The organism is Cryobacterium arcticum (genome assembly GCF_001679725.1).
Taxonomy (GTDB): domain Bacteria; phylum Actinomycetota; class Actinomycetes; order Actinomycetales; family Microbacteriaceae; genus Cryobacterium; species Cryobacterium arcticum_A.
Genome location: NZ_CP016282.1, coordinates 2,812,447 through 2,834,593, shown reverse-complemented (window position 1 = coordinate 2,834,593; position 22,147 = coordinate 2,812,447). Strand labels below are relative to the sequence as shown.

Here is a 22,147-nt window from a genome sequence, read left to right as displayed (position 1 = left end):
ACTCACCTACCTCAGAACGGATGCCGACATGCTGATGTTCATCCTCAAGCGCATCGTCGCCATGGCCGGCGTGCTGCTGGCGCTCACCGTGGCCCTGTTCACCCTGCAGGAGCTCAGCGGTGTCGACCCGGCCAAGGCCTATGTGGGCGCCAACGCCTCGGCCGAGGCCCTCGAACGGGCCCGCGAACGCCTGGGACTCGACCAGAGCGCCGTGGTGCGCTACTTCGACTACCTCGGCGGCCTGCTGCACGGCGACCTGCAGAACTCGCTGCGCACCCGCACCCCCGTCGCCGAGGGCCTGGCCACCGCGTTCCCGGCCACGCTTGAACTGGCCCTGTGGACCCTCGGCTTCGCCCTGATCCTCGGCGCGTTCTTCGCCCTGCTCACCGTGGTGCGCTGGAAGGGCGCCGCCGTGGTGCGGTTCGTGCTGCTCTCCGGAGCCGCCGCCCCCACCTTCCTGCTCGCCATGGTGGGGCTGCTGGTGTTCTACGGGTCGCTCGGCCTCATCCCTGCCGGCGGCCGCTCCAGCTTCAGCGGCGGCTCGTCCAGCCCCACCGGCCTGCTCGTGCTCGACGCGCTGCTGGCCGGCCGAATGGATGTGGCCGGCGACGCCGTCTGGCACCTGTTGCTGCCCGCCACCTGCGCCGCGATCAGCCCGGCGGTGGCCATCGGCCGAGTGCTCGTGGACGGCCTCAAGGTCAACCTCGGCTCCGACCACGCCCGCACCGCCCGCTCGGCCGGCATGAAGGAGTCCGCCGTGCTCGTGCGGCACGCGCTGCGCAACTCCCTCGGCGCCACCCTCTCGATGATCGGCATCCAGACCGGGCTGCTGCTCGGCGGCCTTGTGGTGGTGGAGAAGATCACCGCCTGGCCGGGCCTGGGCAGCTACCTCGAGAAGTCGGTCAACGTCAGCGACTTCCCCGGCATCGCCGGCGTGGCCCTGCTGCTTGGCATCACCTACGTGCTGCTGAACACCATCGTCGACGTGCTCCAGGTCGTGGCCGACCGGCGCATCTCCCTCACCTGACCCACGGATGCGGCCGGCCGGGTTCCGGCGCCGCATCCGCTTCACCTATCCCGTCTTCACCTCACCCAGCTTCACCCCCGACCGGCGCTGGTGCCGGCATGTTCGAACTGCCCCGGCAGGCCTCACCGCCCGCCACCACGAAAGGAACCACCATGACTGCCGCCGAGACGCTAGACATCGTCGGAAACACCGTTCTCATCGTCGTCGACATCCAGGGCGGCGAGATTCCCCGCGAGGACTCCCGCACCGAGATCCCCTACATGGGCGGCCGCACCGAGCGTGCCCCGCGGGTGCGCGAAGTGATCCGGCACTGCCGCGAGAAGGGCATCCCGGTGGTGTTCATCCAGGAGGTGCACAAGCCGTCGCTCGTGGACATCGGCCGCGAGCTCGACGGCTCCGAGGGCCCGCACTGCCTCGAGGGCTGGGAAGAGACCGAGCTGGCCCCGGGCATCGACCCGCGCCCCGAGGAATTCCTGATCAAGAAGCGCCGCTACTCCGCGTTCTTCGGCACCGAGCTGGAGATCGTGCTCAAGGGCTACAAGGCCGAGACCCTGCTGCTCGTCGGCGGACTCACCGACGTCTGCGTGCACTACACCGCGGTGGATGCGCACCAGCACGACTACCGCTTCCGGGTGCTCACCGACTGCGTCGGCGGCTCCACCCAGCAGGCGCACGACAACGCCCTGCAGGCCATGCACTACCTGCAGCGCGACGCTCTCGTCACCGCCGCGCAGACCAACGAGTGGCTGGCCACCCTGCCCACCCCGAAGCCGGTGAGCCCGGTGCACGAGCTGGTGCGCAACGCGTGAACGAGGCTACTGAGCTGACTTCGGACGCCGCAGGCACAGCCTCGGCGGGAGCGGCGTCGACCGCGTCGCCCGCCGGCGCCCGGGCACACGCCCGCGCGCAGGGCGGCACCCGGGTCTCGACCATGCCCACGGTTCCGGCCGCCACGGCCGGCGGATGGCCCGCCGGGCTCGCCGAGAACGACCGCTTCGTCGCCGAAACGGTGGCGGGCGGCAACTACACGACCCTCGCCGTGCAACGCGGCACGATCGTGGAGTTCACCGACCTCGACGGCGACGCCTGCGCGCACCTGGCGATCTTCAACCAGGCGCAACTCGACGAGCGCCTGAACGTGGCCGACACCGTGAAGATCCAGTGGCAGGCCTACCTCGGCGAGGGCGCGATGCTGCTCTCCGACCGCGGCCGGGTGCTCGCCACCATCGTCTCCGACAACTCCGGCACCCACGACACCTTCGCGGGCACCTCCACCCGCGCGGTGAACGAGACCCGCTACGGAGACGGCTCCGCGCACGGCGGCACCCCCGCCGGTCGCGAGCTGCTGATCCTCGGCGCGGCCAAGCACGGCCTCACCCCGCGCGACCTGCCGCCGACCGTCGCCCTGTTCCAGGGTGTTCGGGTCGCCGAGGACGGCGCGCTGGTGTTCACCGGTTCCACCGGCCCCGGCGCTGCCGTGCGGCTGCGCTTCGAGCTGCCCGCCGTGCTCCTCGTGGCCAATGTGCCGTCCCCGGTCGACCCGCGGCCGGAGTACACCAGCACGCCGGTGCGCATCCGGGCCTGGCGAGGCGAGGCGGCCACGCTCGAGTCGCCCGAGGCCACCGCCACCCCCGAGGCCGCCCGCGCCTTCGTCAACACCATCGACTACGCCAGAACGAGAGGACTGTGATGGGCCGCACCGACACGCAGACCAGCAGCGACAGCAGCACCGGCCCCGCCGCCGACCCGACGCCGAACGCCGTACCGGAGCGCCTGTCCGGCCGGGAGATCGTGCTCGACGAGGTCGTGGGCCGTCGCGGCCCCTGGTCCCACGTCGTGGCCGCCGGCGATGAACTCACCATCGTCGACCTCGAGGGCAACCAGGCCGTCGACTTCCTGCTCTACGACGCCGCCGACACCGCCGTGCGCTACAGCGCGCCGGACACCATCAGCGCCCAGGGCAACGTCTATCTCAGCCAGGGCTCGGTGCTGCGCGCCAACACCGGCGACGCCCTGATGACCCTCGTGCACGACGAGGTCGGCCGGCACGACACCATCGGCGGCGCCTGCAGCAAGGAGTCCAACTCCCTGCGCTACGGCCACCACACCGTGCACCAGCACGCTTGCGTCGAGAACTTCCTCGCCGAGGGCGCCCGGTGGGGCCTGGGCAAACGCGACCTGGTCAGCAACATCAACTTCTACATGAACGTGCCCGTCGAGGCGGATGGCGCGCTCGGCATCGTCGACGGCCTCTCGGCCCCCGGGCTCTCACTCACCCTGCGCGCCGAACGCGACGTGCTCGTGCTGGTCTCGAACTGCCCGCAGATCAACAACCCCTGCAACGGGTTCAACCCCACCCCGGTGCGGATGCTCGTGACCCGGACCGCCCGATGACCCCCGCCGACCTCGCCTCGCCCGGCACCCCGCCCGCCGCTCGTGTCGCGGAGGTCTACGCGGCGATCGCCGCTGCGGACCGGCCCGAGGTGTGGATCACCCTGCGCGCCGAGGCCGAGGTGCAGGCCGAGGTCGACGAGGTGCTCGCCCGCGCCGCTATCGCGCGGGAACCGCTGCCCCTGGCCGGGCTGCTGTTCGCCGTGAAGGACAACATCGACGTGGCCGGCCTGCCCACCACGGCGGCCTGTCCCGGTTTCGCTTACCCCGCCGAGGAGGACGCCACGGCCGTGGCCCGATTGCGCGCCGCCGGCGCCGTGGTGCTCGGCAAGACCAACCTCGACCAGTTCGCCACCGGCCTGGTCGGCACCCGCAGCCCCTATGGCGCGGTGCGGAGCGCCCGGCGCCCCGACCGCATCTCCGGCGGCTCGTCGTCGGGTTCGGCCGTGGCCGTTGCCCTCGGCCTGGTGGACTTCGCCCTCGGCACCGACACGGCCGGCTCCGGTCGGGTTCCCGCCGCCCTGCAGGGGCTCGTCGGGGTCAAGGGCACCGTCGGCCTGGTGCCCACCACGGGCGTCGTGCCGGCCTGCCGGAGCCTCGACTGCGTCACCGCGTTCGCCCGCGACCTCCACACCGCCGAGTCGGTGCTGCGGGTGATGGCCGGACCGGACGGCCGCGACGCCCTCGCGGCCCTGCCCCACGCATCCGCCCCGCTCGCCGCCCCAGCGGACCCCGTGATCGCGGTGCCGCGCGCCGCCGACCTCACGGCACTTGCGCCGCTCTGGCGGAGCGCCTTCGACGCCCACCTCGGCCGCCTGCGCGACGCCGGCGTCACCCTCGTCGAGATCGACATCTCCCCGTTCCTGGAGGCCGCCGCGCTGCTCTACAACGGCGCCTTTGTGGCCGAACGCTACGCCGCCGTCGGAGCGGCCATCGACGCAGCACCCGCAGGACTCGACCCTGTCGTCGCCGGCATCGTCACCGCCGCCGGGCAGCTGCCCGCCCACCGGTACGCGGCCGACCTGGTGCGCCTGGCCGAGCTGAAGCTCGCCGGAGAACGGGCCTTCGCCGGCGCCGATGCCATGCTGCTGCCCACCACCACCCACCACCCCACCCTGGCCGAGGTGGCGGCGGAGCCCATCGCCGTGAACTCCCGGTTGGGCACCTTCACCAACTTCGCCAACCTCTTCGGCTACCCCGCCTACGCGGTGCCGATCGACGCCGGCGCACCCGACGAGAACGTGGGCGTGCAGGTGCTCGCCCGCCCCTTCGCCGACGCCGTCGCCCGCGACGTGGCCGCCCTGCTGCTGCGCGTGGAATCCCGGGCCTTGAGCTCGCGAGAGCGGTCGAACGGCCACCTCCGTGCTCCCGAAGCAGCCACTTCGCCGCTTCCGCGGGATGTGGTGTCGCGAGAGGACGTGGGGGAGCGGCGTATGGCGGGACACCACGTGCGCTCGGACCTCGCGGCCGGCGTACACCTGCTCGTGGTGGGTGCGCACCTGTCCGGCCTGCCCTTGCACGACCGGATGCGCCGCCACGGCGCCCTGTTCGCCGGCGACGTGCGCACAGCGCCCGGCTACACCCTCGTGGCCCTCGGCGACCCGCTGAACCGGCCCGGCATGATCCGCACGCCCTACTCCGACTCCAGTGTGCTCGGCGAACTGTGGCGGGTGCCCGAGACGGCGCTCTCGGCACTGCTGCTCGAGGCCGCCGCCCCGCTGGGCCTCGGCCGGGTCACCCTGTCCGACGGCCGCGAGGTGGTGGGCTACCTCTGCGAGGCCACCGCAGCGACCGGCAAGCCCGTGGTGGCCGACGGCGACTGGCGTGCGCACGTGGGCGGAGCCGTCCGTGCCTGACGCCGGACGCTCGAGCTCGCCCCGCACCGATTCACTGCCGCTGCCCGGACTCGAGCCGGTCTCGCCGGTGGTTCCGGCGGCGGGGGCAGGCGCGGTGGCCGGTCGCGGCGCATCCGTGCCCCACGTCAGGCCCCGGCTCTGGCCGCTGGCGCTGGGCACCTTCGCGATCGGGTTCGGCTCGAACATCGTCACGGGGCTGTTACCCACCATGTCCGCCGACCTGGGCGTGACCGTGCCGGAGATCGGCCGGCTCGTGAGCGTGTACGGCTTCACCTACGCCGTGACCACGCCGATAGTGGCCCTGGCCGGCAACAGGCTGCCCCGGCGGCTGCTGATGCTCACCGCGCTGGCGCTGTTCGCGCTGGCCTGCGTGGGCACCGCGTTCGCCGAGGACTACGACACCGTGGCGCTGCTGCGCGGCCTGGCCGCGTTCGCTGCCGGTGGGTTCACGCCCACGGCCACGGTGCTGGCGTCGCGGCTCGCGGCGCCGGGGGAGCGCGGCCGGGCCCTGGCGACGGTGTTCGGCGGGCTCACCACGGCGACCGTCGTGGCCGCGCCGGTGGGCAACCTGCTCGGCCCGGTGCTCGGTTACCGCGGCGTATACGCCCTCACCGCGGGCCTGGCGGTGCTGGCCTTCGTGGCGGTGCTCGCCCTCGTGCCGCGGCCGTCACGCGAATCGCTCGAGGCCGCGATCGTCGCGCGGCCCGGCCGGGGCTGGCCGTCACCGATCGTGCTCGTGGTGCTGCTGGTGTCGATGCTCGAGACCGCTGCGGCCCTCATGGTTCAGACCTACGCATCCCCGTTGCTCACCGCGATGTCGGGCGTGGACGGCATCGGCCTCAGCGTGCTGCTGCTCTGCTACGGCGCGGCCGGGGTGCTCGGCAACATTGTGGGCGGCCGGCTGGCCGACCGCTGGGGTGCCTCGCGCACCCTCTGGCTGAGCTTCGCGGTGTGCGGGATCGCGCTGGTGCTGCTGCCGATCGCGAGCCGGTCGATCGTGGGCGCCGGCCTGGTGTTCGCCGTGTGGGGGTTCGCCGCGTGGGCGGCCAACTCGCCGTTGCAGGGCATCCTGCTCGGCCTCGCCGGACGCCACGGGCAGCTCGTCGTGGCGCTGAACTCCTCGGTGATCGCGCTCGGCACGGGCCTGGGCGCCCTGGCCGGCGGCGCCATCATCGCCGGTGGCGGCATGCTCGTGATCGCCTACTGGGGCGCGGGCGTCATGGCCGTGGTGGTGGCACTGGTGCTGGCGGTGTCGGCGCGGGGGCGGGTGGCCGGGTTCTGAAGCGGCCCGGGGCGCGAACCGTCCCGGGCGGCGCGAGGCCAGCGCAGCGGCGCCTGGCCCGCGCATCCGCCCGCACACGCCGAGCGCGGGCAGCGCGCCGCTGCGCCGGTGGCGCGCAGCCCGCCCAGCGGCGCCCGGCCCGCGCCTAGCCCGCGCGGCGCCCGGCCACTCAGCCCTGCAGCGCTGTGACCGAACCGAAGAACTCGGGGTAGCTCGCGTAATAGGTGATGCCGCCGCTGTTGACGACCACGGGCAGGAAGCTCGGGTCGTAGTCGGTCGGTGCGCGGAGGACGCCCTGGACGGGAACATCCGTCTGGGTCCACCCCTCGTCGAGCAGTTGCTGCTTCTGCGCGGCCCAGCTTGCGTCATCCTGCGTCGCCTGGGCGTACCAGACCTGCACATCGCCGCCGTCTCGTTTCCAGTAGCAGCCGAAGCCCGCGTCCATGAGCGATTGCATCGTGGCGTCGAACGCGCGGGTGTCCGGATTCAGGGTCAGTCCGTCCTCCTCCAACGACGAGTACTCCTCGGCGGTCAGCACGGTGTCGCAGCTGGCCGTGGCCGCGGATGCCTCCGGCTCGGCTGCAGGCGCGGCAGCGGTCGGCGTCGGAGTGGCGGTCGGTGTCGGGGCCACCGTCGCGGTCCGAGTCGGCGTCGGCGACGGTTGAGCGTCGTTCCCTGCCGCACATCCAGTCAGCACAAGGACCAGGGCCAGACACGCGGGGACTACGGATCGTCTCATGCCCCCAACCTAACGGTGCTTCTCTCGGATGGGGCGAGTCACGCGTGCCAGAGATGGCATCTCCCCGACGGATGCTCGGGAGCGACGCCGTTGCGCGGCGGGCGCGCTGGCCCCTTGATGGGTGACAGTCACGCGGATACGGTCTCGGTGTGCACGTCTGACAAAGGAAACGAAGGAGGTTCCCATGCCCGCCACAGCACTGCCGTCCAGCGGTGACACCCCCGACGACGGGGCCGGCCCCGGCCCCGGTACCGTGCAGACCTGCGACGCCCGGGGCATGGCCGAGATCCACCGGCTGTTCCGGGCCGGTTTCGGTGAGGCGCCCGGACTGGTGGGCGGTGTCGCCGACGGCGATTCCGGCCGGGCCGAGACCGTCGGCGACCACCTCGCGATGCTCTCCACCGCGTTGCACGCCCACCACGAAGGCGAAGACACCCTGCTCTGGGGCCGACTCGAAAGCCGTGCCCCGTCGTGCGCGGCTCACGTCGCCCGGATGAAGCAGCAGCATGCCGAGATGCTCGTGCACCTCGAGGAGCTCGACGCGAGCCTGCCGGCCTGGCGGGGGAGCGGCAGAGCGTCGGATGCCGCATCCGTCTCGGCCGCCCTCGCCGGCATCAACGCGGCCCTGGCCGTGCACCTGCCCGACGAGGAGACGAACATCGTGCCCGTGATCGAGACCGTCATCACGCCGCGCGAGGTCGACGCGCTCGCCGAGCACGCGCGCAAGGCCACGCCCAAGGGCAAGATGTTCATCCAGTTGGGCGCGATCCTGTCCGCACAACCGGATGGCGGCACCGCCTGGCAGCACGAGCACCTGCCCGCTCCGGTGCGGCTGCTCTGGCGGCTGGTGGGACGGCCGCGGTACGAGCGGTACCGCGCGCAGCTGGTGCGCTAGCCCTACGATGCTCCGGCTACGGCAGCGACATGTCCTGCAGCACCGGCCAGAGCAACGACACGAACAGCACGATGACCACCACCACGAGCACGGCGAGGCCGAGGATCACCGCGTAGGTGAGCACCACGGCCAGCAGCTGCAGCCCCACCACGCCGACGGGCGGGCTGGCCACCTCGTGCTCATCCTCGAAGATCGCCAGGCCGTCGGCGTGGCCGGCATTCTCGGCTGCGGTCGTGTTCTGCTCTGGCGTGCTCATCTGTACCCCCGGGGGAAGACTACCGGTGCCTGGTCACTGCGGGCCGGCCGGACTCACACGGCCGAGTTGTCGTCGAGAGCAGTGAGGGTGTTGGTGCGGGCGTCCACCCGCATCCGGGTGCACAACTCGTCGAGGGGCAGCCGGGCCTGCTCGTCGGTGAGTTCGATGCGCGCGAGTGTGTAGTCCTCGGGCGGAACCGGCGTGGGCGTGGGGTGTTCACCGTCGTCGATGACGGCGCCGATGATGGTTCCGGCGTGGTCGTGCACGGCGAGAAGCAGCATCAGGCCTCCACTTTGATGGCGGTGAACATGAGTAGGCCGCCGTTGCCCGACGGCCGGAATTCGCGGCCGACCGGGTCGGACACGGTGACCAGGAAGTTCTCGACGAACCGCATGTCGTTGTCGGAGGTGGTCCACTGGCGTTCGACCTCCACCTGCATGTTGCCCTGGTGCGGGCGTACGGCGAAGCCCCAGTAGTGCGAGTTGTCGCCGAGCGGCCACGACCAGATGAGCTGGCCCCTGGCCTGGTAGAGGCCGTTCTGGTTGTCGTGCGGTGCCCAGTACTGGGTGACGGTGGTCATGGCGCATACGGTACCCCGGCCGCAGGTGCGCTTCAACGGGCAGCGGTGGTCTGTCGGATGCCTCGGTCGCACGGGGCTTTCGGGCAGCGGATGCGCGGGCGTAGCGTGGATGGCACAGGCGGGGATGTTTCGACACCCAGCGCCGGGGGCCGGCACCGATCGGGAGCTCAGATGGCCGTCAGGGATGCGTTCAGCACAGAGGAGTGGCGCACGGTCGGCGCCGCGCCGTTCCTGGTCGGCCTGTACCTGGTGGGGGCGTCGCAGAGCTCTCCGATGGGGATCGTCACGGAGATGCTGGCCGCGGAGAAGGCGGTCACTCTCGAGGCATCCCAGCCCGACGGGCTGCCCATCGTGAAGGAGATCGAGGCCGACCTGGTGGCGGAGGTTCTGACGAGGGACTTCGGTCTGGTCGACGGCGCCGACGAGACCCAGGCCCGGGTGCTCGGCGAGCTGACCCTGGCGCTGGCGCTCGTGAAGACGCAGGTGCCCGGCCTGGACTCCGCGTTCCGGGCCTGGCTCTTCCGGGTAGCCGAACACGTGGCCCGGGCGTCGGCCGAGGGCCCTCCCGGCGACCGGCGGGTCATCGGAGACCACGAACTCGACGCGCTCCATACCCTGGCCGGCCTGCTCGGGGTGCCCCGGTAGGTATACCGTCTAGGCATGCGCACGCCGCCATCGATCGACCGGGTGAGCGCCGACGACCTCATGTCGCTGGTCGCCGAACACGGCTCCACGCCGATGCAGGTCGGCGCGGTGCTGCTGCTCGACACGAGGCCCGGCCTGGATGCCACCCGGCTGGTCCGTGAGCTGGGCCGCCGGGTCGCGGGCATACCGCGGCTGCGCCAGCGACTCGCGACGGTGCCGGTGGGATTCGGCCGACCGATCTGGGTGGACGACCCCGGCTTCGATATCGCCCGGCACGTAACCGTGACCGAGGTAAGCGACCCGCTGGCCGAGCACGAGGTGCTCGACATCGCCGCGACGCTGCTGAGCACGCCCCTGCCGCGCAGCCGCCCGCTCTGGACGGCCACCCTGGTAGTGACCCCGGGCGGCACAGAGGCCGCCCTCATCGTGGTGTTCCACCATGTGCTCGCCGACGGCATCGGCGGCCTCGCGGTGCTTGCCGGCCTGGTCGACGGCACCCACGGAGACGGCTCGCCGGCGCCAATCGCCCCGTTCCCCCGGCCGCGGCCGTCCGCCGGGCAGATCGCCGCGGACATGCTGCGGCTCCGCCTGCGCGCTCTTCGCCGGGTGCCGCGGGACCTGCTGCGCCTGGCCGCGGCCGCCCGCCAGCTGCGGCTCGTGGGCGCCAGCCGTGTGGCGCGCACCTCCCTCAACGTGCCGACGGGAGCCCGCCGCCGGTTCCTCGACATCCGGGTCGGCCTGCCGCAGACTCTCGCAGCCGCCCGGGCGCGTCAGGCCACGGTGAACGACGTTCTGCTCGTGGCCATCGCCGGTGCCCTGCACACCCTTCTCCTGAGCCGCGGCGAACTGGTCGATGAGTTCGTGGTGTCGGTGCCGTTCTCGGCCCGGTTGCAAGCCAGCGCCGGGCAGCTCGGCAACGCGAGCGGCGTCATCCCGCTGCGCATCCCCGCCGTGGGCGACCGCGACGAGCGGCTGCGCCGGGTGGCGGCGCTCACCCGCACCGCCAAGCGCACAGCGCGCGGCGCATCCACGGCCCTGATCGGCCCGCTCTTCCGGCTGCTGGCCCGGCTGGGGCTCTACCGATGGTTCATCGACGGCCAACGGCTCATCCACACCTTCACGAGCAACGTGCGCGGGCCGGCCGAGCCGCTCACCCTCGTCGGCTGCCCGATCACCGCGCTGCTGCCGTTGAGCGCCGCGACGGGCAATGTCTCCGTCGCGTTCGTTGCACTCTCCTACGCGGGCACCCTGGTGATCACGATTGTCGCCGACCCGGATGCCTGCCCCGACCTGCAGGCGCTCCGGGAGGCCCTCGTGACGGAACTCGCCGCACTGGGCATCACAGCCACAGGAGAGGTCAAACCGGCCTGACTCAACCGTTATCACACAGGCCTGACCGGCTGCTCACTGCGATACGCCCCTAGCGAAATGCCTGTTGATAGCGTTTTTAATTCGGGACGACGCAGGCGAAGGCCACGAGCCTTCACACCTTGCGCCCGCCAAGGAGGACGCCCATCACGGCGTCCGCCGCACTGACAGGAACAGGGGTATCACCATGACCGTCACCAACAAAGTCGCACTCGTCACCGGAGCCGGCCAAGGCATCGGACGCGGCATCGCTCTGAGGCTCGCCCAGGACGGCTTCGATATCGCCGTGGCCGACCTCGCGGTGCAGGCCGAAAAGGCTGCGGGCGTCATCACAGAGATCGAGGCGCTGGGCCGCGCGGCAGTGTTCGTCAGCGTGGATGTCTCCCAGCGCGACGACGTGTTCGCCGCGGTCGACGCCGCGGCGCAGCGACTGGGCGGGTTCGACGTGATCGTCAACAACGCCGGCATCGCCCAAGTGACGCCGTTGTCAGAGATAACCGAAGACGAGCTCGACTCGATCTTCCGCATCAACGTGAACAGCGTGATCTGGGGCATCCAGGCCGCCGTGGCCAAGTTCGACGAACTGGGACGCCCCGGCAAGATCATCAACGCGGCGTCGATCGCGTCCATCCAGGGCTTCCCGATCCTCGGTGCGTACTCGGCCTCGAAGTTCGCCGTGCGCGGTATCACCCAGGTCGCCGCGCAGGAGTTGGCGCCGAAGAACATCACCGTCAATGCCTACGCCCCCGGAATCGTCGGCACGGGGATGTGGGACCTGATCGACGAGAAGCTCAGCGTGATCAATGGCAAGCCCCGTGGGCAGAACCTCAAGGAGAACGTCGACGGCATCGCGCTCGGCCGCATCGAGACCCCGGAAGACGTGGCAAAGGTGGTCTCATTCTTCGCCGGGCCCGACTCCGACTACGTCACCGGGCAGGTGCTGCTGGTCGACGGTGGCATGCTCTACAACTGAGTCGCATCACTCCAGCTGGGCGGTTCCCTTCGTGGGAGCCGCCCGCTCGCGCCTAGATCGTGCCGAGTGCGGTGAGCTTGGCGCGCACATCCGCGTCGCTGGGCTCGACCATGTGAGTGTTGTCGGCGAAGACGAGCACGGGAATCTGGGTGCGGCCGCTGATGGCCCTGGCCCGGTCGGCGCCGTCCTCGACGGTCTCCAGGTCCACGTAGTTGTAGGCCACGCCCAGGCCGTCGAGCAGTTTCTTGGAGCGGCGGCAGTCCTTGCACCACTCGGCGCCGAACATGGTCAGGTCGGCGGTGGCGGCGGCGGGCGTTGCGGGTGCGGTCATGGGTCGAGCTTACGGGCGGGCCGGCTTGGAGAACCCTGGGCACCCGCGCTGTGCCGGCCGTCGCCGGTCGGTCACGTCCGATGCAACAACCGGACCGGAGCATGAGAGGTTCAGCTCGCGGAGGTGAGTTCCGGTTCGTCGGAGGGCGCCACATCGGCAGCGCCGGGCCGCACCCGGGTGGCCAGCACCGGCGCGAACAGAACCACGAGCAGCCCCGCCAACGGAACCACGAGCAGCCCGTAGCGGAGCGCCGTGAGGTCGGCGATGGCGCCCACGATGGGCGGGGACACCAGGAAGCCCAGCCGTAGCAACCAGGCCACGATGGTGAGCCCGGTGCCGGCCCGGAAGCCGGGCAGCTCGTCGGCGGCGTGCATGGCGGCGGGGATCAGCGTGGCAACGCCCAGACCGGCGAGGCCGAAGCCCACGATGGTGCCCGGGATGGACGGGAACGCGAGGGCGCTGCCCATGCCGAGGAACACGATGGCGCCGCCGGCGCGGGCCACGGCGCGCTGGCCGAACCTGTCGACCAGACCGTCGCCGAGCATCCGGCCGATGAACTGCATGCCCTGCAGGGCGATGAAGCCCAGGCCGGCCACCAGAGCGGATGTCTCGAGCGTGTCGGTGAGGTAGATGGCCGACCACGACGCCCCGGCGTCTTCCACGACGGCGCCCGACGCGGCGATCACCACGAGGGCTCCGAGCACCAGCCACTTGCCGAGTCGGGCGGGGGAGCGGGTGGGGACCGTGGTGGCGATCGGCGCGGCGGCCTCGGGCTCCAGTGGCTCGGGGCCGGCCAGCAGGAACCGGTAGGTGTAGAGCGCGAACAGGCTGAACGTGACGGCCGAGACCACGAGGTGGGTGCCTCGGGGCACGTCGAGCTGGGCGGCTGCGGCGCCGAGCAGACCGCCGGTGACCGCGCCGATGCTCCACACCGCGTGGAAGGAGTTGAGGATGCTCCTCTTATAGAGCCGCTGCACCCGCAGGCCGTGCGAGTTCTGGGCCACGTCGGTGATGGAGTCCATGGCCCCGGCGAGGAAGATGCCGGCCGCCAGGGCGATCCAGCTGGGCGCGATGCCGGCCACGATCAGGCCCACCGAGGTGAGGATGGTGGAGGCGATGGCCACCCGCGAGGAGCGGAACCGGCGGATGAGCATGCCCGCGGCGAGTCCGGCGATGAGCGCGCCCAGCGGGAACGCCGCGACGGCCAGCCCGAACTCGGCGTTGCTCAGGCCCAGCTCGGACTTGATCGCCGGATACCGGGGGATCAGGTTCGCGAACAGCGCGCCGTTGGTGAAGAACAGAACGGCGACGGCCACGCGCGCGCGGCGCACCTCCACGGCGGGGCGGATGCTGGAGCGAGCGGGAGGCGTCATTGCGTCAGGGGTCTTTCCGGTGGAGGTCGCGAATCCGGTGCGGGGCACAGGGTTCAAGCTTGGCACGGATGCCGGAGCCGGTGGGTGCGCCACCGGCGCGGGCGGCCCTTTCCGGCGGCCGGATGCCTGCCTATGCTGGCAGGGTCGTGCGCAGGCCGGCGGTGCTTCCGCGGTGCGCGTGCCCGGAGCCAGGGAGGAACCCATGACGTTCACCGATCTCGACGGGCGCCCCGAGAAACCGCCGCTCAAGGTGGGCCCGGCGGTGCGGGGGCTGGCCGGCTGCGTGGCCCGCACCGCTCTGCTGCTGGCGGAGCGGCGCATCCACCTGCCCCAGGAGAACACCGGCCGGTTGCTCCGGTTCGGCGATGGCAGCCAGGCCGTGGTGTACCGCGAGACCGTGGTGGACCGCGGGGTCACCCACGACCCGGCGGTGCTCGTCGTGGGGTTCCGGTTGCGGGTATTGCGGGGCCGGGCGCACCGTTGGTTCCGGGTGCAGAGCATCCTCAACACACCCCTGTTCGTCGGGTTTCCCGGCTTCGTGTCCAAGCTCTGGATGACCCACGACGAACACGGCGTGTACCGCGGGATCTATGAGTGGGACGGCCCCGACCGCGCGGAGACCTACGCGCGCACCCTGTGGCGGGTGCTGGCGCTGGGCAGCGTGCCCGGGTCGATCCACTACCGGGTGCTGCCCGGGGTGCACCGGGACGAGTTCCTCGCCGATCCGGCCGCGTACCTGCCCGGGGTCGCGCCGGCTCTGGAAGGCCCACCGGCCGTGACGGTGATCGGCCCGGCGGGCTGGTGGCGACCGGCCCGGCCGATGCTGCCGAAGGCCCGGCTGCGCGAACCGGTATGACCGGCTTCGACACGGATGTGCTCGTGGTGGGCGCCGGCACCACGGGGCTCACTCTCGCGTTGCAGGCGCACGACCACGGTGCCCGGGTGCGAATCGTGGAACGGCGGCCGGAGCCGTTCCGGCCGTCACGGGCGATGGTGATGCATCCGCGCACGCTGGAGCTGCTGCGTCCGCTGGGGGTGACGGATGCCCTGCTCAGCCGCGGCGATACCTCACCGTCCGTGCGGCTGCACCTGGGCTCGCGCGAGGTCGCGGTGTCTGCGGACCGGTTCGATCTGCCGGGCACGGCCTTCCCGCACCTGCTGCTGATCCGGCAGGCGGATGTGGAGGCGGTGCTGGCCGCGGCGCTCGCCGAGCGGGGCGTGCTGGTGGAGCGCGGCACCGAGGTGGTGCGGGTGGCCCGGCTGGGCGGCGGCGGTGCGCGGGCGGTGCTGCGCGGGGACGACCGGCCCGAGCAGGAGGTGCGCTGCCGGTATCTGGCCGGCTGCGACGGACCGGCCAGTCTGGTGCGCCGGTCGGTGGGCGGTTGGCTGGGCGGTGACTACGCCCAGGAGGTGGTGCTGGCCGACCTGGAGCTGGGAGCATCCACGGTGCTCGAGCCGGGGGTGGCGCAGGTGGTCGTGGGGCGGCGCGGGCTGGTCTTCCTGTTCAACATCGGGGAGCGGGCCGGCTGGCGCATGCTCGCCACCCGCCCAGCCGGCGCCGACCGGCAGCCGTTCGGTCAGCCGGGACCGACCGTGCCGGCCACGGCCCTGCAGAGCCTGCTCGACGAGGCCGGGCTGCCGGCCCGGATCGCGTCCGTGGCCTGGTCGGCCCAGGTGCGGCTGCAACACCGCCTCGCCAGCCGGTTCAGCCGCGGGCCCCTGTTCCTGGCCGGCGACGCCGCCCACGCGCACTCGCCGGCGGGAGCGCAGGGCATGAATGCGGGCATCCATGACGCCGTCAACCTCGGCTGGAAACTGGCCTTCGCGGCGGCCGCCGGCCCCGCCGGGTCACTGGCCGCCCTGCCCGGATCGGCGCTGCTGGATTCGTACGCCGCGGAGCGCCGCCGCGCGGATGCCGCCGTGCTGCGCCTGACGCACGCCATCTACTGGGCCGAGGCGAGCCTCAATCCGGTGGCCCAACTGGCCCGCGGCGTGCTCGTACCGCTGGCCGCGCCGCTGGTGCCCTGGCTGCTTCGCGGCCGCCGTCTCACGGCTGCGGGGGTGCGCACGCTGGCCCAGTTCCGGCTGCGGTACCGGCACAGTCCGCTGTCGGTGGAGGTGCACGCTTCACTCACGCCGGTGCGTGGCGGCCTGGCCCGGCGCGGGCTGCGGCCCGGGTCCCGCGTGGCCGACACCCTGGTGCGCTGCGAGGGCCGCCGGGTGCGGTTGCACGAACTGCTTGCGGGGCCGGGGGTGCATATCCTGCTGCAGGCGGATGCCCGCCCGGTGCCGGAGCGGCTGCTCGGAGCGCTGACGCACGCCTATCGGCTCGCCGACCGGCCGGGCACCGGCATGCTCGTCGTGAGACCCGACGGGTACGTGGCGCTGCGTGCTCCCGTCGTCGACGAGCCGAACCTCGCCGCGTGGCTGCGGATGGTGGGCCTGCTCGTCGGCTGAGCCGGCGGCGGGCTCAGTGCTCGGCCGGTGCGAAGACCAGGGCGCACGGGTCGAGCCGGAAGATCGGATGGTCCGCCACATCCGGCAGCTCGGCGAGGAACGCGTCGGCCCGCCGGCCGAGCCTCTTGAGGTACGCAGCCGCGATCCGGGCATGTTCGTCGCCGCGTAGCTCGGTGGCACGGTAGGGGTGCCGACGCCAGTGGATGCGCAGCTCGCACCGTCCGGCGACGCGGAGGTTGCGGACCCACTGGGTTTCCCCGCGGCCGGCGATCACATAGCGGTCGCCCTCCATGTCGAACGGGGCGACGGGGGTGCCGATCTCGCGTCCACTGGTGCGGCCGCGCACGATGAGCGTGGGGGCGCCGAGGGTGCGCGCGACGGGGTTGACGACGTGCTGCAGGAACGGGCTGGGCGGGAGGTAGCCGCCCTGACGAACGTGGGTGGTGCTCACTGGAGGCTCCTTTCTCAAAGCGAGGCGCGCATCCGCCCCTCGCCGCACACGGTACTGCCGGCGCCCCGGCCACGGAAGTACCGCGCGAGCCGGCGTGTCTGAGAACCCTCGAATCATCCGTCCGTGACACTGTGGCCCGTCTTCGACCGGCGTCGTTCGGTTCGGTGCGAGCCGTTCCCCGTCAGGGACTCCCTCGTTTTTCGCCAGTCGCGTACCGTCGCTCGCAGCCGATATAACAACCGCTCGACAACAGGAGGAGCCATGCAATACACCCGTCTAGGCCGAAGCGGACTCACGGTGAGCCGGATCGGGCTTGGTTGCATGAGCTATGGCGATCCACAGTCCGGATTGCACAGCTGGACCCTCGATGAGGATGCCGCCGCCCCGTTCTTCCGGCAGGCCGTCGAACTCGGCGTCACCCTGTGGGACACCGCGAACGTCTATCAGAGCGGCTCGTCCGAGGAATACGTCGGGCGCGCCATACGGCGCTACGCCCGCCGGGAGGAGATCGTTCTCGCCACCAAGGTCAGCGGGACGATGCACGCCGGTCCCGGAGGTTCGGGTCTCTCGCGGGCAGCCATTCTCGAGCAGGTCGACGCTTCGCTCAGCCGCCTCGGCACCGACTACATCGACCTCTATCAGATTCACCGTTTCGACGGTGACGTCCCGGTGGAAGAGACGATGGAAGCTCTGCACGACATCGTCCGGGCGGGGAAGGTGCGCTACCTCGGTGCATCGTCGATGTACGCCTGGCAGTTCGCGAAACTCCAGTCGGCCGCCGCGCAGCACGGCTGGACGAGCTTCGTGTCGATGCAGGATCAATACAACCTGATCAAGCGCGAGGAAGAACGCGAGATGCTGCCGATGTGTGCCGACATGGGTGTCGGCGCCGTCCCGTATTCGCCGCAGGGGAAGGGCCGGCTGACCCGGCCCCGCGACGCCGTCACCGAACGGTCGGCCGTCGACACCGTGGCGAAGGCGTTCGACACGGACTTCGACGGGCCGGTGATCGATGCCGTCGAGCGGCTCGCGGCCGACCGCGGCGTGCCGATGGCCCAGATCGCCCTGGCCTGGGTGCTCAGCAAAGCCGTCGTCAGTGCGCCGATCGTCGGTGCCACCAAACCACACCACCTCGCTGACGCGGCGGCGGCCGTCGAGCTGCAACTCACCGCCGAGGAGATGCGCATGCTGGAGGCACCGTACGTGACCCAGGCGCCGTTCTGGTACTGATCCGGCCAACGACCGTGCCCGGCGATCGTGACTACCCTCGAGGATATGGAGAGCAAGATGCAGCTGCAGGACTTCCTCACGTCGCGTCGCGCCAAGGTCCAACCTGAGCAGGTCGGCCTGCATCCCGGCACGAATCGGCGGGTTCCCGGGCTGCGGCGCGGAGAGGTCGCACAACTCGCCGGCGTCAGCGTCGAGTACTACACCCGCATGGAACGCGGAGACGTCGGTGCAGTGTCCGAGACCGTTGTCAACGCCGTCGCCCGCGCGCTCCTGCTGGACGACGCCGAGCGCGCGCACCTGTTCGACCTCGCCCGCACCTTCGACTCGGTGTCCCCTCGGCCGCGCCGGCGACCGGGCGGCGTCTTGACCGTGCGTCCCAGCCTCCAGTTCGTCCTCGACACGATCACGACCGGGCCGGCGTTTGTCCGCAATGGGCGGATGGATGTTCTCGCCGGCAACCAGCTGTGGCGCGCTCTCTATGCCGATATGTACGCCGGCCAGGGCGCACAGCCCAACCTGGCCCGGTTCACCATCCTCGACCGGAAGCATTCGGAGCCTTTCCACCCGAACTGGGATCTCGCAGCCGACATCACAGTCGGGATCTTGCGCATGGAGGCAGGACGGGACCCCCACGACAAGGACCTGCACGACCTGATCGATGAACTAACCACCCGCAGTGAGGACTTCCGCAGACGGTGGGGCGCCCACAACGTCCGTGATCACGGGACGGGCACAAAACACTTCCGGCATCCCGTCGTGGGTGATCTCCATCTGGTCTACGAAGCCGCAGAGCTGGTCGCAGATCCCGGACTCTCCCTGCTCATCTACGGTGCCGAACCGGGCTCCAGCTCCGCCGCTGCACTCCAACTGCTCGGCGCGTGGGCAGCGACCCACGAGAACTCCGGCACAAGCACCGTTCGCCTCGCCGCCGAGTAGGACCCGTTCTGCCCGGGACGGGGCTGCGGCGGGCGCCACAGAACACTATCCCCGGACTCGGACTATCCAGCCGACAATCCGACCATGATGTGCGCGTGGCTTGTGCAGACTCGGCACCGTGTGCTGCATGGCACCGCCGGGCTCGGGCACCAGTCCGTGTTCCGCTGGGTCGTCCGACAGTTGGTACCGCACCGAGATCTGGTCAATCCGAGCCACGCGACCGGAAAGGTAGGTCCAGTCCGAGGCGCCGAGGTCCCGCGTCGCCTCGGCGTAGGTGTCTCGCTGTAGCGGAACGGTTCGGCGGCCGGCGAACAGTCGGGCCAGCCAGTCCTGATCCATCGGCACTAGGGCCCAGTCGACCCGCTGATCGAGTTCGACCTTGAAGCCGTCCTCGGCGACCTGCCATTCGGTGAGCCAGACATCCGTTTCGTCGGAATCTCTGGGCGGCGAGATGTCTTCTGCGTCGACCGCTTGTGCTTCGCTTCGTATGAGTGATTCGTACGAGGCGCCGAGACGCATGTGATCGGTGGAGTCGCAGGACGCGACGTGGTGACTCCCGGTACTCCCCGCTGAAGGCTGCTCGCTGCTCGGGAGTGACATTGACCCAGACTAGGTGGGGACAGCGCCGTGCGCGAGGACCTGCGGAAGTCAACCGTTCCGTAGCGAGTTCAGGTGCAGAACGTCGGAGTCCAGGCCCGTGTGTGACCATGTGGGTATGGACGAGAGACCAGAACTTGGAACGATCGCGGTCGAGGCCAGCGTGCTCGGACAGGACGGGGTTGAGCTCGACGTGATGCTCGCTGAGCTGCAGGCGGACCTCACCGGGGAGATGCCGGCGGACACTCCTCGCCAGGGGTGGCGTGTGCTCACCACACGGGACGGTGCGGCCGAGATGGTCGGCGCGCCAACGGATGCCGATGGTCAGTGGTGGCGGATTGGCCTCATCAGGCGCGCGCAGAGTGAGGGCGCACCGCGTCTTCTCGAGCTGCATTCCACTTCACAACGTCGCCGGCCCAGCAGGAAGGACCGGGCTGGCCGGCTCACCCTCCGGTGGACGGCTGCCACTCGCACGGCACCCGATCTGGACCTGCTGGCGATCGATATCGTCAACGCTGGAGCAGAACGCTGGTATCCCCAGGGGGACTCGTTCATGGTGTTCGCGGCGCTCGGCCGACCGGGTGAGCCTGCCCCTGGAGTCAATTTCGCGTACGTCGCCGGACAGAACCCTGCACTGCCCCTGGACCCGGGCGAGTACGCACGGGTGCGGGTTGTTGTCGATTCGGGCCAATGGCGCGATGCGCATCCCGGGCCGCATGAGGTTCACGCCTTTCTCGTCAATCTGGGTCTGCGTGGAGCAGAGCCGCTTCACGTGGAGCTGTCCGAGCGAGACATAGAGGTCCACCAGCCTCGGAAGCAACCACCGGCGCCACCATCCCCGTGACGGGTCGGCCGTTCCGTCCTCCGGGTGGGCGCGATAGCGACGACAAGAGGATTCTGTGCATCCGGCTGTTTCGGGCCAGGAAGAGCCACTGAGCCGAATCGGGATGGGACGGCCGTGATCAACCGGCGTTCCACTTCGGCCGAACCAACCAGGCCATCACGGCGCTCACGGCAGCGAGCGCACCCACCGTGATCGGAATCCACGCTCGAATCGAGGCGCCAGCCCCGAGGCTGGCCGGAAGCGTCAGAATGAGGACGCAGCTCGAGATCACGAGCACAGCGAGGAAGACAAGGAACCTCGGAGTAGATCGTTTCATGGTGCCGCAACCTCACTCGGGGTACCCGGACGGTCCAGGGCGAAGGCAGCCGGCCGCATGTCTCGGCGCAGACGCCCAGGTCAGTGCGGCCCGCCGACGGGGCGGATGGCGAAGATCTCAGGGTCGTTCTCGCCCGGGCCTGGCACAATGGCGATGTCCTCCGGCGCAATCACCCTGCCCGCAGCGGTGACGAAGGCGATCGAGGCCGCCTCGCCGGTGTCGGCGTGCTGATACAGGCGGCTCGGGCCGTGCCCCGAGGGCCGGTAGACATTGCCCCACTGGGCGAGCGCACCGAGCACGGGCAGCAGCGCGTCGCCGGCCGAGGTCAGGTGGTAGTCGAAGCGTTCCCGGGCGCCGGGCTCCCGGTAGCCGCGCCGCTCAAGCACACCCGCATCCACGAGGCCGCACAGCCGTGAGGTGAGGATGTCGGTGGGGATGCCGAGGATCCGGCGGAAGTCGCTGAACCGGGTGTGGCCGCGAAACGCTTCCCGCACGATCAGCACGGTCCACTTGTCTCCGAGCACCTGCATGGTGCGGGCGATGGAGCAGCGAGAGTCGGTGCCGGGGCGCGGGGCCGGACCGGGGGACAGTGCGTGAGGAGCATCGGAACGATCCGTTGTCATGCCCTCATCTTGGCACCACCGCTCCTGGGCGAGTCGAGTGGATTTCACCTTTGCCGCTGTGTAACGTCGGTCTCCGGCCAACCACGATCCGCACCACGACCGAACGGCGGCCGGCACCCGCACCTGAAAGGCTCCACATGCACCGACGCATCCGTATCTCGTTCGGCTCAGCCCTGTGAGCGAATCGTCCCTCGGCAAGCGGGAGCGCCTTCGGGCGTTGCACGACAAGTTCATTGTGGAGGACCGGTGGCGCACGGCCGACGAACGCACCCGGCTCTACCTGCTGTCGGCGGCCCTCGTGGTCATCGGGGTGGCGGGGTTCCTGATCATCCTCGCCGACATCGTGCAGCGCGATGACGTGGCCGGCATCGACATCCCGATGAACGAATGGCTCATGCAGACCCGCACCGGGGCCATGACCGCGATCATGATCGGCCTGGCCATCGGGTTCGGACCGGTGGCGCTGCCGGTGATCATCTTCGGCACGATCGTGGTGTGGGGCGTGCTCGCCAAGCACCTGTGGCGGCCGGTGCTGCTGGCCCTGGGCACACTCACCGGCCTGGTCCTCGTGCAGGTGATCACCCGGCTCGTCGAGCGGCACCGCCCGCCGGTGGAGCTCATGCTCTTCGGCGTGGACACCACCTACTCATTCCCGTCCGGGCATGTGTCGGGTGCCACGAATTTCCTGCTGCTGCTCACGTACCTCATCTACTCCCGGCGCGCAGCGAGCCGACGAGCGGTCATCGTCGTGGGAGTGCTGCTCGTGATCGCCGTGGGCCTGGCCGCCATCAGCAGGGTCTACCTCGGTTATCACTGGCCAACTGATGCGCTGGCTTCCATCGCCCTCGCGCTCGCGATCCTCGGCGGCATCATCGCCCTCGACACCTGGCGCACCGTGCGGGTGCGGGCGGGCGGGCGGCTGGGCACAGACGCAGACGCATCCGCAGATAGATAGGCAATGGTGAGGTTATGAGGAC

Annotated in this window: 26 protein-coding genes; 16 read left to right on the top strand and 10 right to left on the bottom strand. The window is 70.8% G+C overall.

Annotation, left to right across the window (positions count from 1 at the left end; all coding sequences use genetic code 11):
• The first annotated feature begins 28 nt into the window (after positions 1-28).
• The 6 genes from PA27867_RS12755 (at position 29) to PA27867_RS12730 (ending at position 6,556) form a co-directional block, all read left to right on the top strand.
• Positions 29-1,027 carry an ABC transporter permease gene (locus tag PA27867_RS12755; protein WP_066596891.1) on the top strand — a complete coding sequence of 333 codons (999 nt, stop codon included), beginning with the start codon at positions 29-31 and terminating at the stop codon, positions 1,025-1,027.
• Between the two features lie 152 nt (positions 1,028-1,179).
• The gene (locus PA27867_RS12750) at positions 1,180-1,836 is read left to right on the top strand and encodes a cysteine hydrolase family protein (RefSeq protein WP_066599885.1); all 657 of its coding nucleotides are present in this window, start codon (positions 1,180-1,182) and stop codon (positions 1,834-1,836) included.
• Complete coding sequence (locus PA27867_RS12745; RefSeq protein WP_236900706.1) at positions 1,833-2,717, top strand: urea amidolyase associated protein UAAP1; 885 nt, start codon at positions 1,833-1,835, stop codon at positions 2,715-2,717. The genes PA27867_RS12750 and PA27867_RS12745 overlap by 4 nt, the downstream gene beginning before the upstream one ends.
• Complete coding sequence (locus PA27867_RS12740; RefSeq protein WP_084021120.1) at positions 2,717-3,421, top strand: urea amidolyase associated protein UAAP2; 705 nt, start codon at positions 2,717-2,719, stop codon at positions 3,419-3,421. The genes PA27867_RS12745 and PA27867_RS12740 overlap by 1 nt, the downstream gene beginning before the upstream one ends.
• A complete protein-coding gene (atzF, locus tag PA27867_RS12735) occupies positions 3,418-5,274 on the top strand; it encodes an allophanate hydrolase (RefSeq protein WP_066596889.1) in 1,857 nt (618 codons plus the stop codon). Before PA27867_RS12740 ends, atzF begins: the two co-directional genes overlap by 4 nt.
• Positions 5,267-6,556 carry an MFS transporter gene (locus PA27867_RS12730; RefSeq protein WP_167550843.1) on the top strand — a complete coding sequence of 430 codons (1,290 nt, stop codon included), beginning with the start codon at positions 5,267-5,269 and terminating at the stop codon, positions 6,554-6,556. Before atzF ends, PA27867_RS12730 begins: the two co-directional genes overlap by 8 nt.
• 169 nt (positions 6,557-6,725) lie before the next feature.
• Here PA27867_RS12730 and PA27867_RS12725 read toward each other — a convergent pair whose 3' ends face one another.
• Positions 6,726-7,187, bottom strand: a complete 462-nt coding sequence (locus tag PA27867_RS12725; RefSeq protein WP_157109217.1) for a hypothetical protein — start codon at positions 7,185-7,187, stop codon at positions 6,726-6,728.
• Between the two features lie 292 nt (positions 7,188-7,479).
• On the opposite strand from PA27867_RS12725, the gene PA27867_RS12720 reads away from it, so the two are divergent.
• Entirely contained in the window at positions 7,480-8,190 is a 711-nt protein-coding gene (locus PA27867_RS12720; protein ID WP_066596880.1) for a hemerythrin domain-containing protein, read from the top strand.
• Positions 8,191-8,206: 16 nt separating this feature from the next.
• Here PA27867_RS12720 and PA27867_RS12715 read toward each other — a convergent pair whose 3' ends face one another.
• From PA27867_RS12715 to PA27867_RS12705, 3 genes are read right to left on the bottom strand one after another with little or no spacing between them, the layout of a single operon-like run.
• Positions 8,207-8,446, bottom strand: coding sequence for a hypothetical protein (locus PA27867_RS12715; RefSeq protein ID WP_066596878.1), 240 nt, complete (start codon positions 8,444-8,446; stop codon positions 8,207-8,209).
• A gap of 53 nt (positions 8,447-8,499) precedes the next feature.
• Complete coding sequence (locus PA27867_RS12710; RefSeq protein ID WP_066596876.1) at positions 8,500-8,727, bottom strand: hypothetical protein; 228 nt, start codon at positions 8,725-8,727, stop codon at positions 8,500-8,502.
• On the bottom strand, positions 8,727-9,026 hold the full coding sequence (locus PA27867_RS12705; RefSeq protein ID WP_066596874.1) for a hypothetical protein: 300 nt from the start codon (positions 9,024-9,026) through the stop codon (positions 8,727-8,729). Before PA27867_RS12705 ends, PA27867_RS12710 begins: the two co-directional genes overlap by 1 nt.
• Before the next feature lie 171 nt (positions 9,027-9,197).
• Between PA27867_RS12705 and PA27867_RS12700 the strand changes: the two genes are divergently transcribed.
• From PA27867_RS12700 to PA27867_RS12690, 3 genes are all read left to right on the top strand, one after another.
• Positions 9,198-9,671 (top strand): hypothetical protein, encoded by a 474-nt coding sequence (locus PA27867_RS12700; RefSeq protein WP_066596873.1) that lies wholly within the window; start codon positions 9,198-9,200, stop codon positions 9,669-9,671.
• A gap of 15 nt (positions 9,672-9,686) precedes the next feature.
• Positions 9,687-11,042: a wax ester/triacylglycerol synthase domain-containing protein gene (locus tag PA27867_RS12695; protein ID WP_066596872.1), complete on the top strand. Its 1,356-nt coding sequence runs from the start codon at positions 9,687-9,689 to the stop codon at positions 11,040-11,042.
• A 184-nt stretch (positions 11,043-11,226) separates the two neighbouring features.
• Entirely contained in the window at positions 11,227-12,012 is a 786-nt protein-coding gene (locus PA27867_RS12690; RefSeq protein WP_066596869.1) for an acetoin reductase, read from the top strand.
• Between the two features lie 52 nt (positions 12,013-12,064).
• Here PA27867_RS12690 and PA27867_RS12685 read toward each other — a convergent pair whose 3' ends face one another.
• On the bottom strand, positions 12,065-12,343 hold the full coding sequence (locus PA27867_RS12685) for a glutaredoxin family protein (RefSeq protein WP_066596867.1): 279 nt from the start codon (positions 12,341-12,343) through the stop codon (positions 12,065-12,067).
• Positions 12,344-12,453: 110 nt separating this feature from the next.
• The gene (locus tag PA27867_RS12680) at positions 12,454-13,716 is read right to left on the bottom strand and encodes an MFS transporter (protein ID WP_066596865.1); all 1,263 of its coding nucleotides are present in this window, start codon (positions 13,714-13,716) and stop codon (positions 12,454-12,456) included.
• A gap of 202 nt (positions 13,717-13,918) precedes the next feature.
• Here PA27867_RS12680 and PA27867_RS12675 point away from each other — a divergent pair, with 202 nt between their 5' ends.
• Together PA27867_RS12675 and PA27867_RS12670 are read left to right on the top strand one after the other, a co-directional pair.
• On the top strand, positions 13,919-14,572 hold the full coding sequence (locus tag PA27867_RS12675; RefSeq protein WP_066596863.1) for a hypothetical protein: 654 nt from the start codon (positions 13,919-13,921) through the stop codon (positions 14,570-14,572).
• On the top strand, positions 14,569-16,173 hold the full coding sequence (locus tag PA27867_RS12670) for an FAD-dependent monooxygenase (protein WP_066596859.1): 1,605 nt from the start codon (positions 14,569-14,571) through the stop codon (positions 16,171-16,173). Before PA27867_RS12675 ends, PA27867_RS12670 begins: the two co-directional genes overlap by 4 nt.
• Positions 16,174-16,186: 13 nt before the next feature.
• Here the strand turns inward: PA27867_RS12670 and PA27867_RS12665 are convergent, their stop codons facing one another.
• Positions 16,187-16,624, bottom strand: coding sequence for a nitroreductase/quinone reductase family protein (locus tag PA27867_RS12665; RefSeq protein ID WP_066596857.1), 438 nt, complete (start codon positions 16,622-16,624; stop codon positions 16,187-16,189).
• A 261-nt stretch (positions 16,625-16,885) separates the two neighbouring features.
• Here PA27867_RS12665 and PA27867_RS12660 point away from each other — a divergent pair, with 261 nt between their 5' ends.
• Positions 16,886-17,854, top strand: coding sequence for an aldo/keto reductase (locus PA27867_RS12660; RefSeq protein WP_066596855.1), 969 nt, complete (start codon positions 16,886-16,888; stop codon positions 17,852-17,854).
• 45 nt (positions 17,855-17,899) lie between these two features.
• Positions 17,900-18,790, top strand: coding sequence for a helix-turn-helix transcriptional regulator (locus tag PA27867_RS12655; protein ID WP_066596853.1), 891 nt, complete (start codon positions 17,900-17,902; stop codon positions 18,788-18,790).
• A 45-nt stretch (positions 18,791-18,835) separates the two neighbouring features.
• On the opposite strand, the gene PA27867_RS12650 is transcribed toward PA27867_RS12655, so the two are convergent.
• Positions 18,836-19,390 carry a DUF6578 domain-containing protein gene (locus tag PA27867_RS12650; RefSeq protein WP_157109216.1) on the bottom strand — a complete coding sequence of 185 codons (555 nt, stop codon included), beginning with the start codon at positions 19,388-19,390 and terminating at the stop codon, positions 18,836-18,838.
• A gap of 115 nt (positions 19,391-19,505) precedes the next feature.
• Between PA27867_RS12650 and PA27867_RS12645 the strand changes: the two genes are divergently transcribed.
• A complete protein-coding gene (locus tag PA27867_RS12645) occupies positions 19,506-20,231 on the top strand; it encodes a hypothetical protein (RefSeq protein ID WP_066596849.1) in 726 nt (241 codons plus the stop codon).
• Positions 20,232-20,349: 118 nt separating this feature from the next.
• On the opposite strand, the gene PA27867_RS20670 is transcribed toward PA27867_RS12645, so the two are convergent.
• On the bottom strand, positions 20,350-20,547 hold the full coding sequence (locus PA27867_RS20670; RefSeq protein WP_157109215.1) for a hypothetical protein: 198 nt from the start codon (positions 20,545-20,547) through the stop codon (positions 20,350-20,352).
• 80 nt (positions 20,548-20,627) lie between these two features.
• Positions 20,628-21,170 carry a winged helix-turn-helix transcriptional regulator gene (locus tag PA27867_RS12640; protein WP_084021114.1) on the bottom strand — a complete coding sequence of 181 codons (543 nt, stop codon included), beginning with the start codon at positions 21,168-21,170 and terminating at the stop codon, positions 20,628-20,630.
• Positions 21,171-21,345: 175 nt separating this feature from the next.
• Between PA27867_RS12640 and PA27867_RS12635 the strand changes: the two genes are divergently transcribed.
• Complete coding sequence (locus PA27867_RS12635; protein ID WP_066596847.1) at positions 21,346-22,125, top strand: phosphatase PAP2 family protein; 780 nt, start codon at positions 21,346-21,348, stop codon at positions 22,123-22,125.
• Positions 22,126-22,147 lie beyond the last annotated feature (22 nt).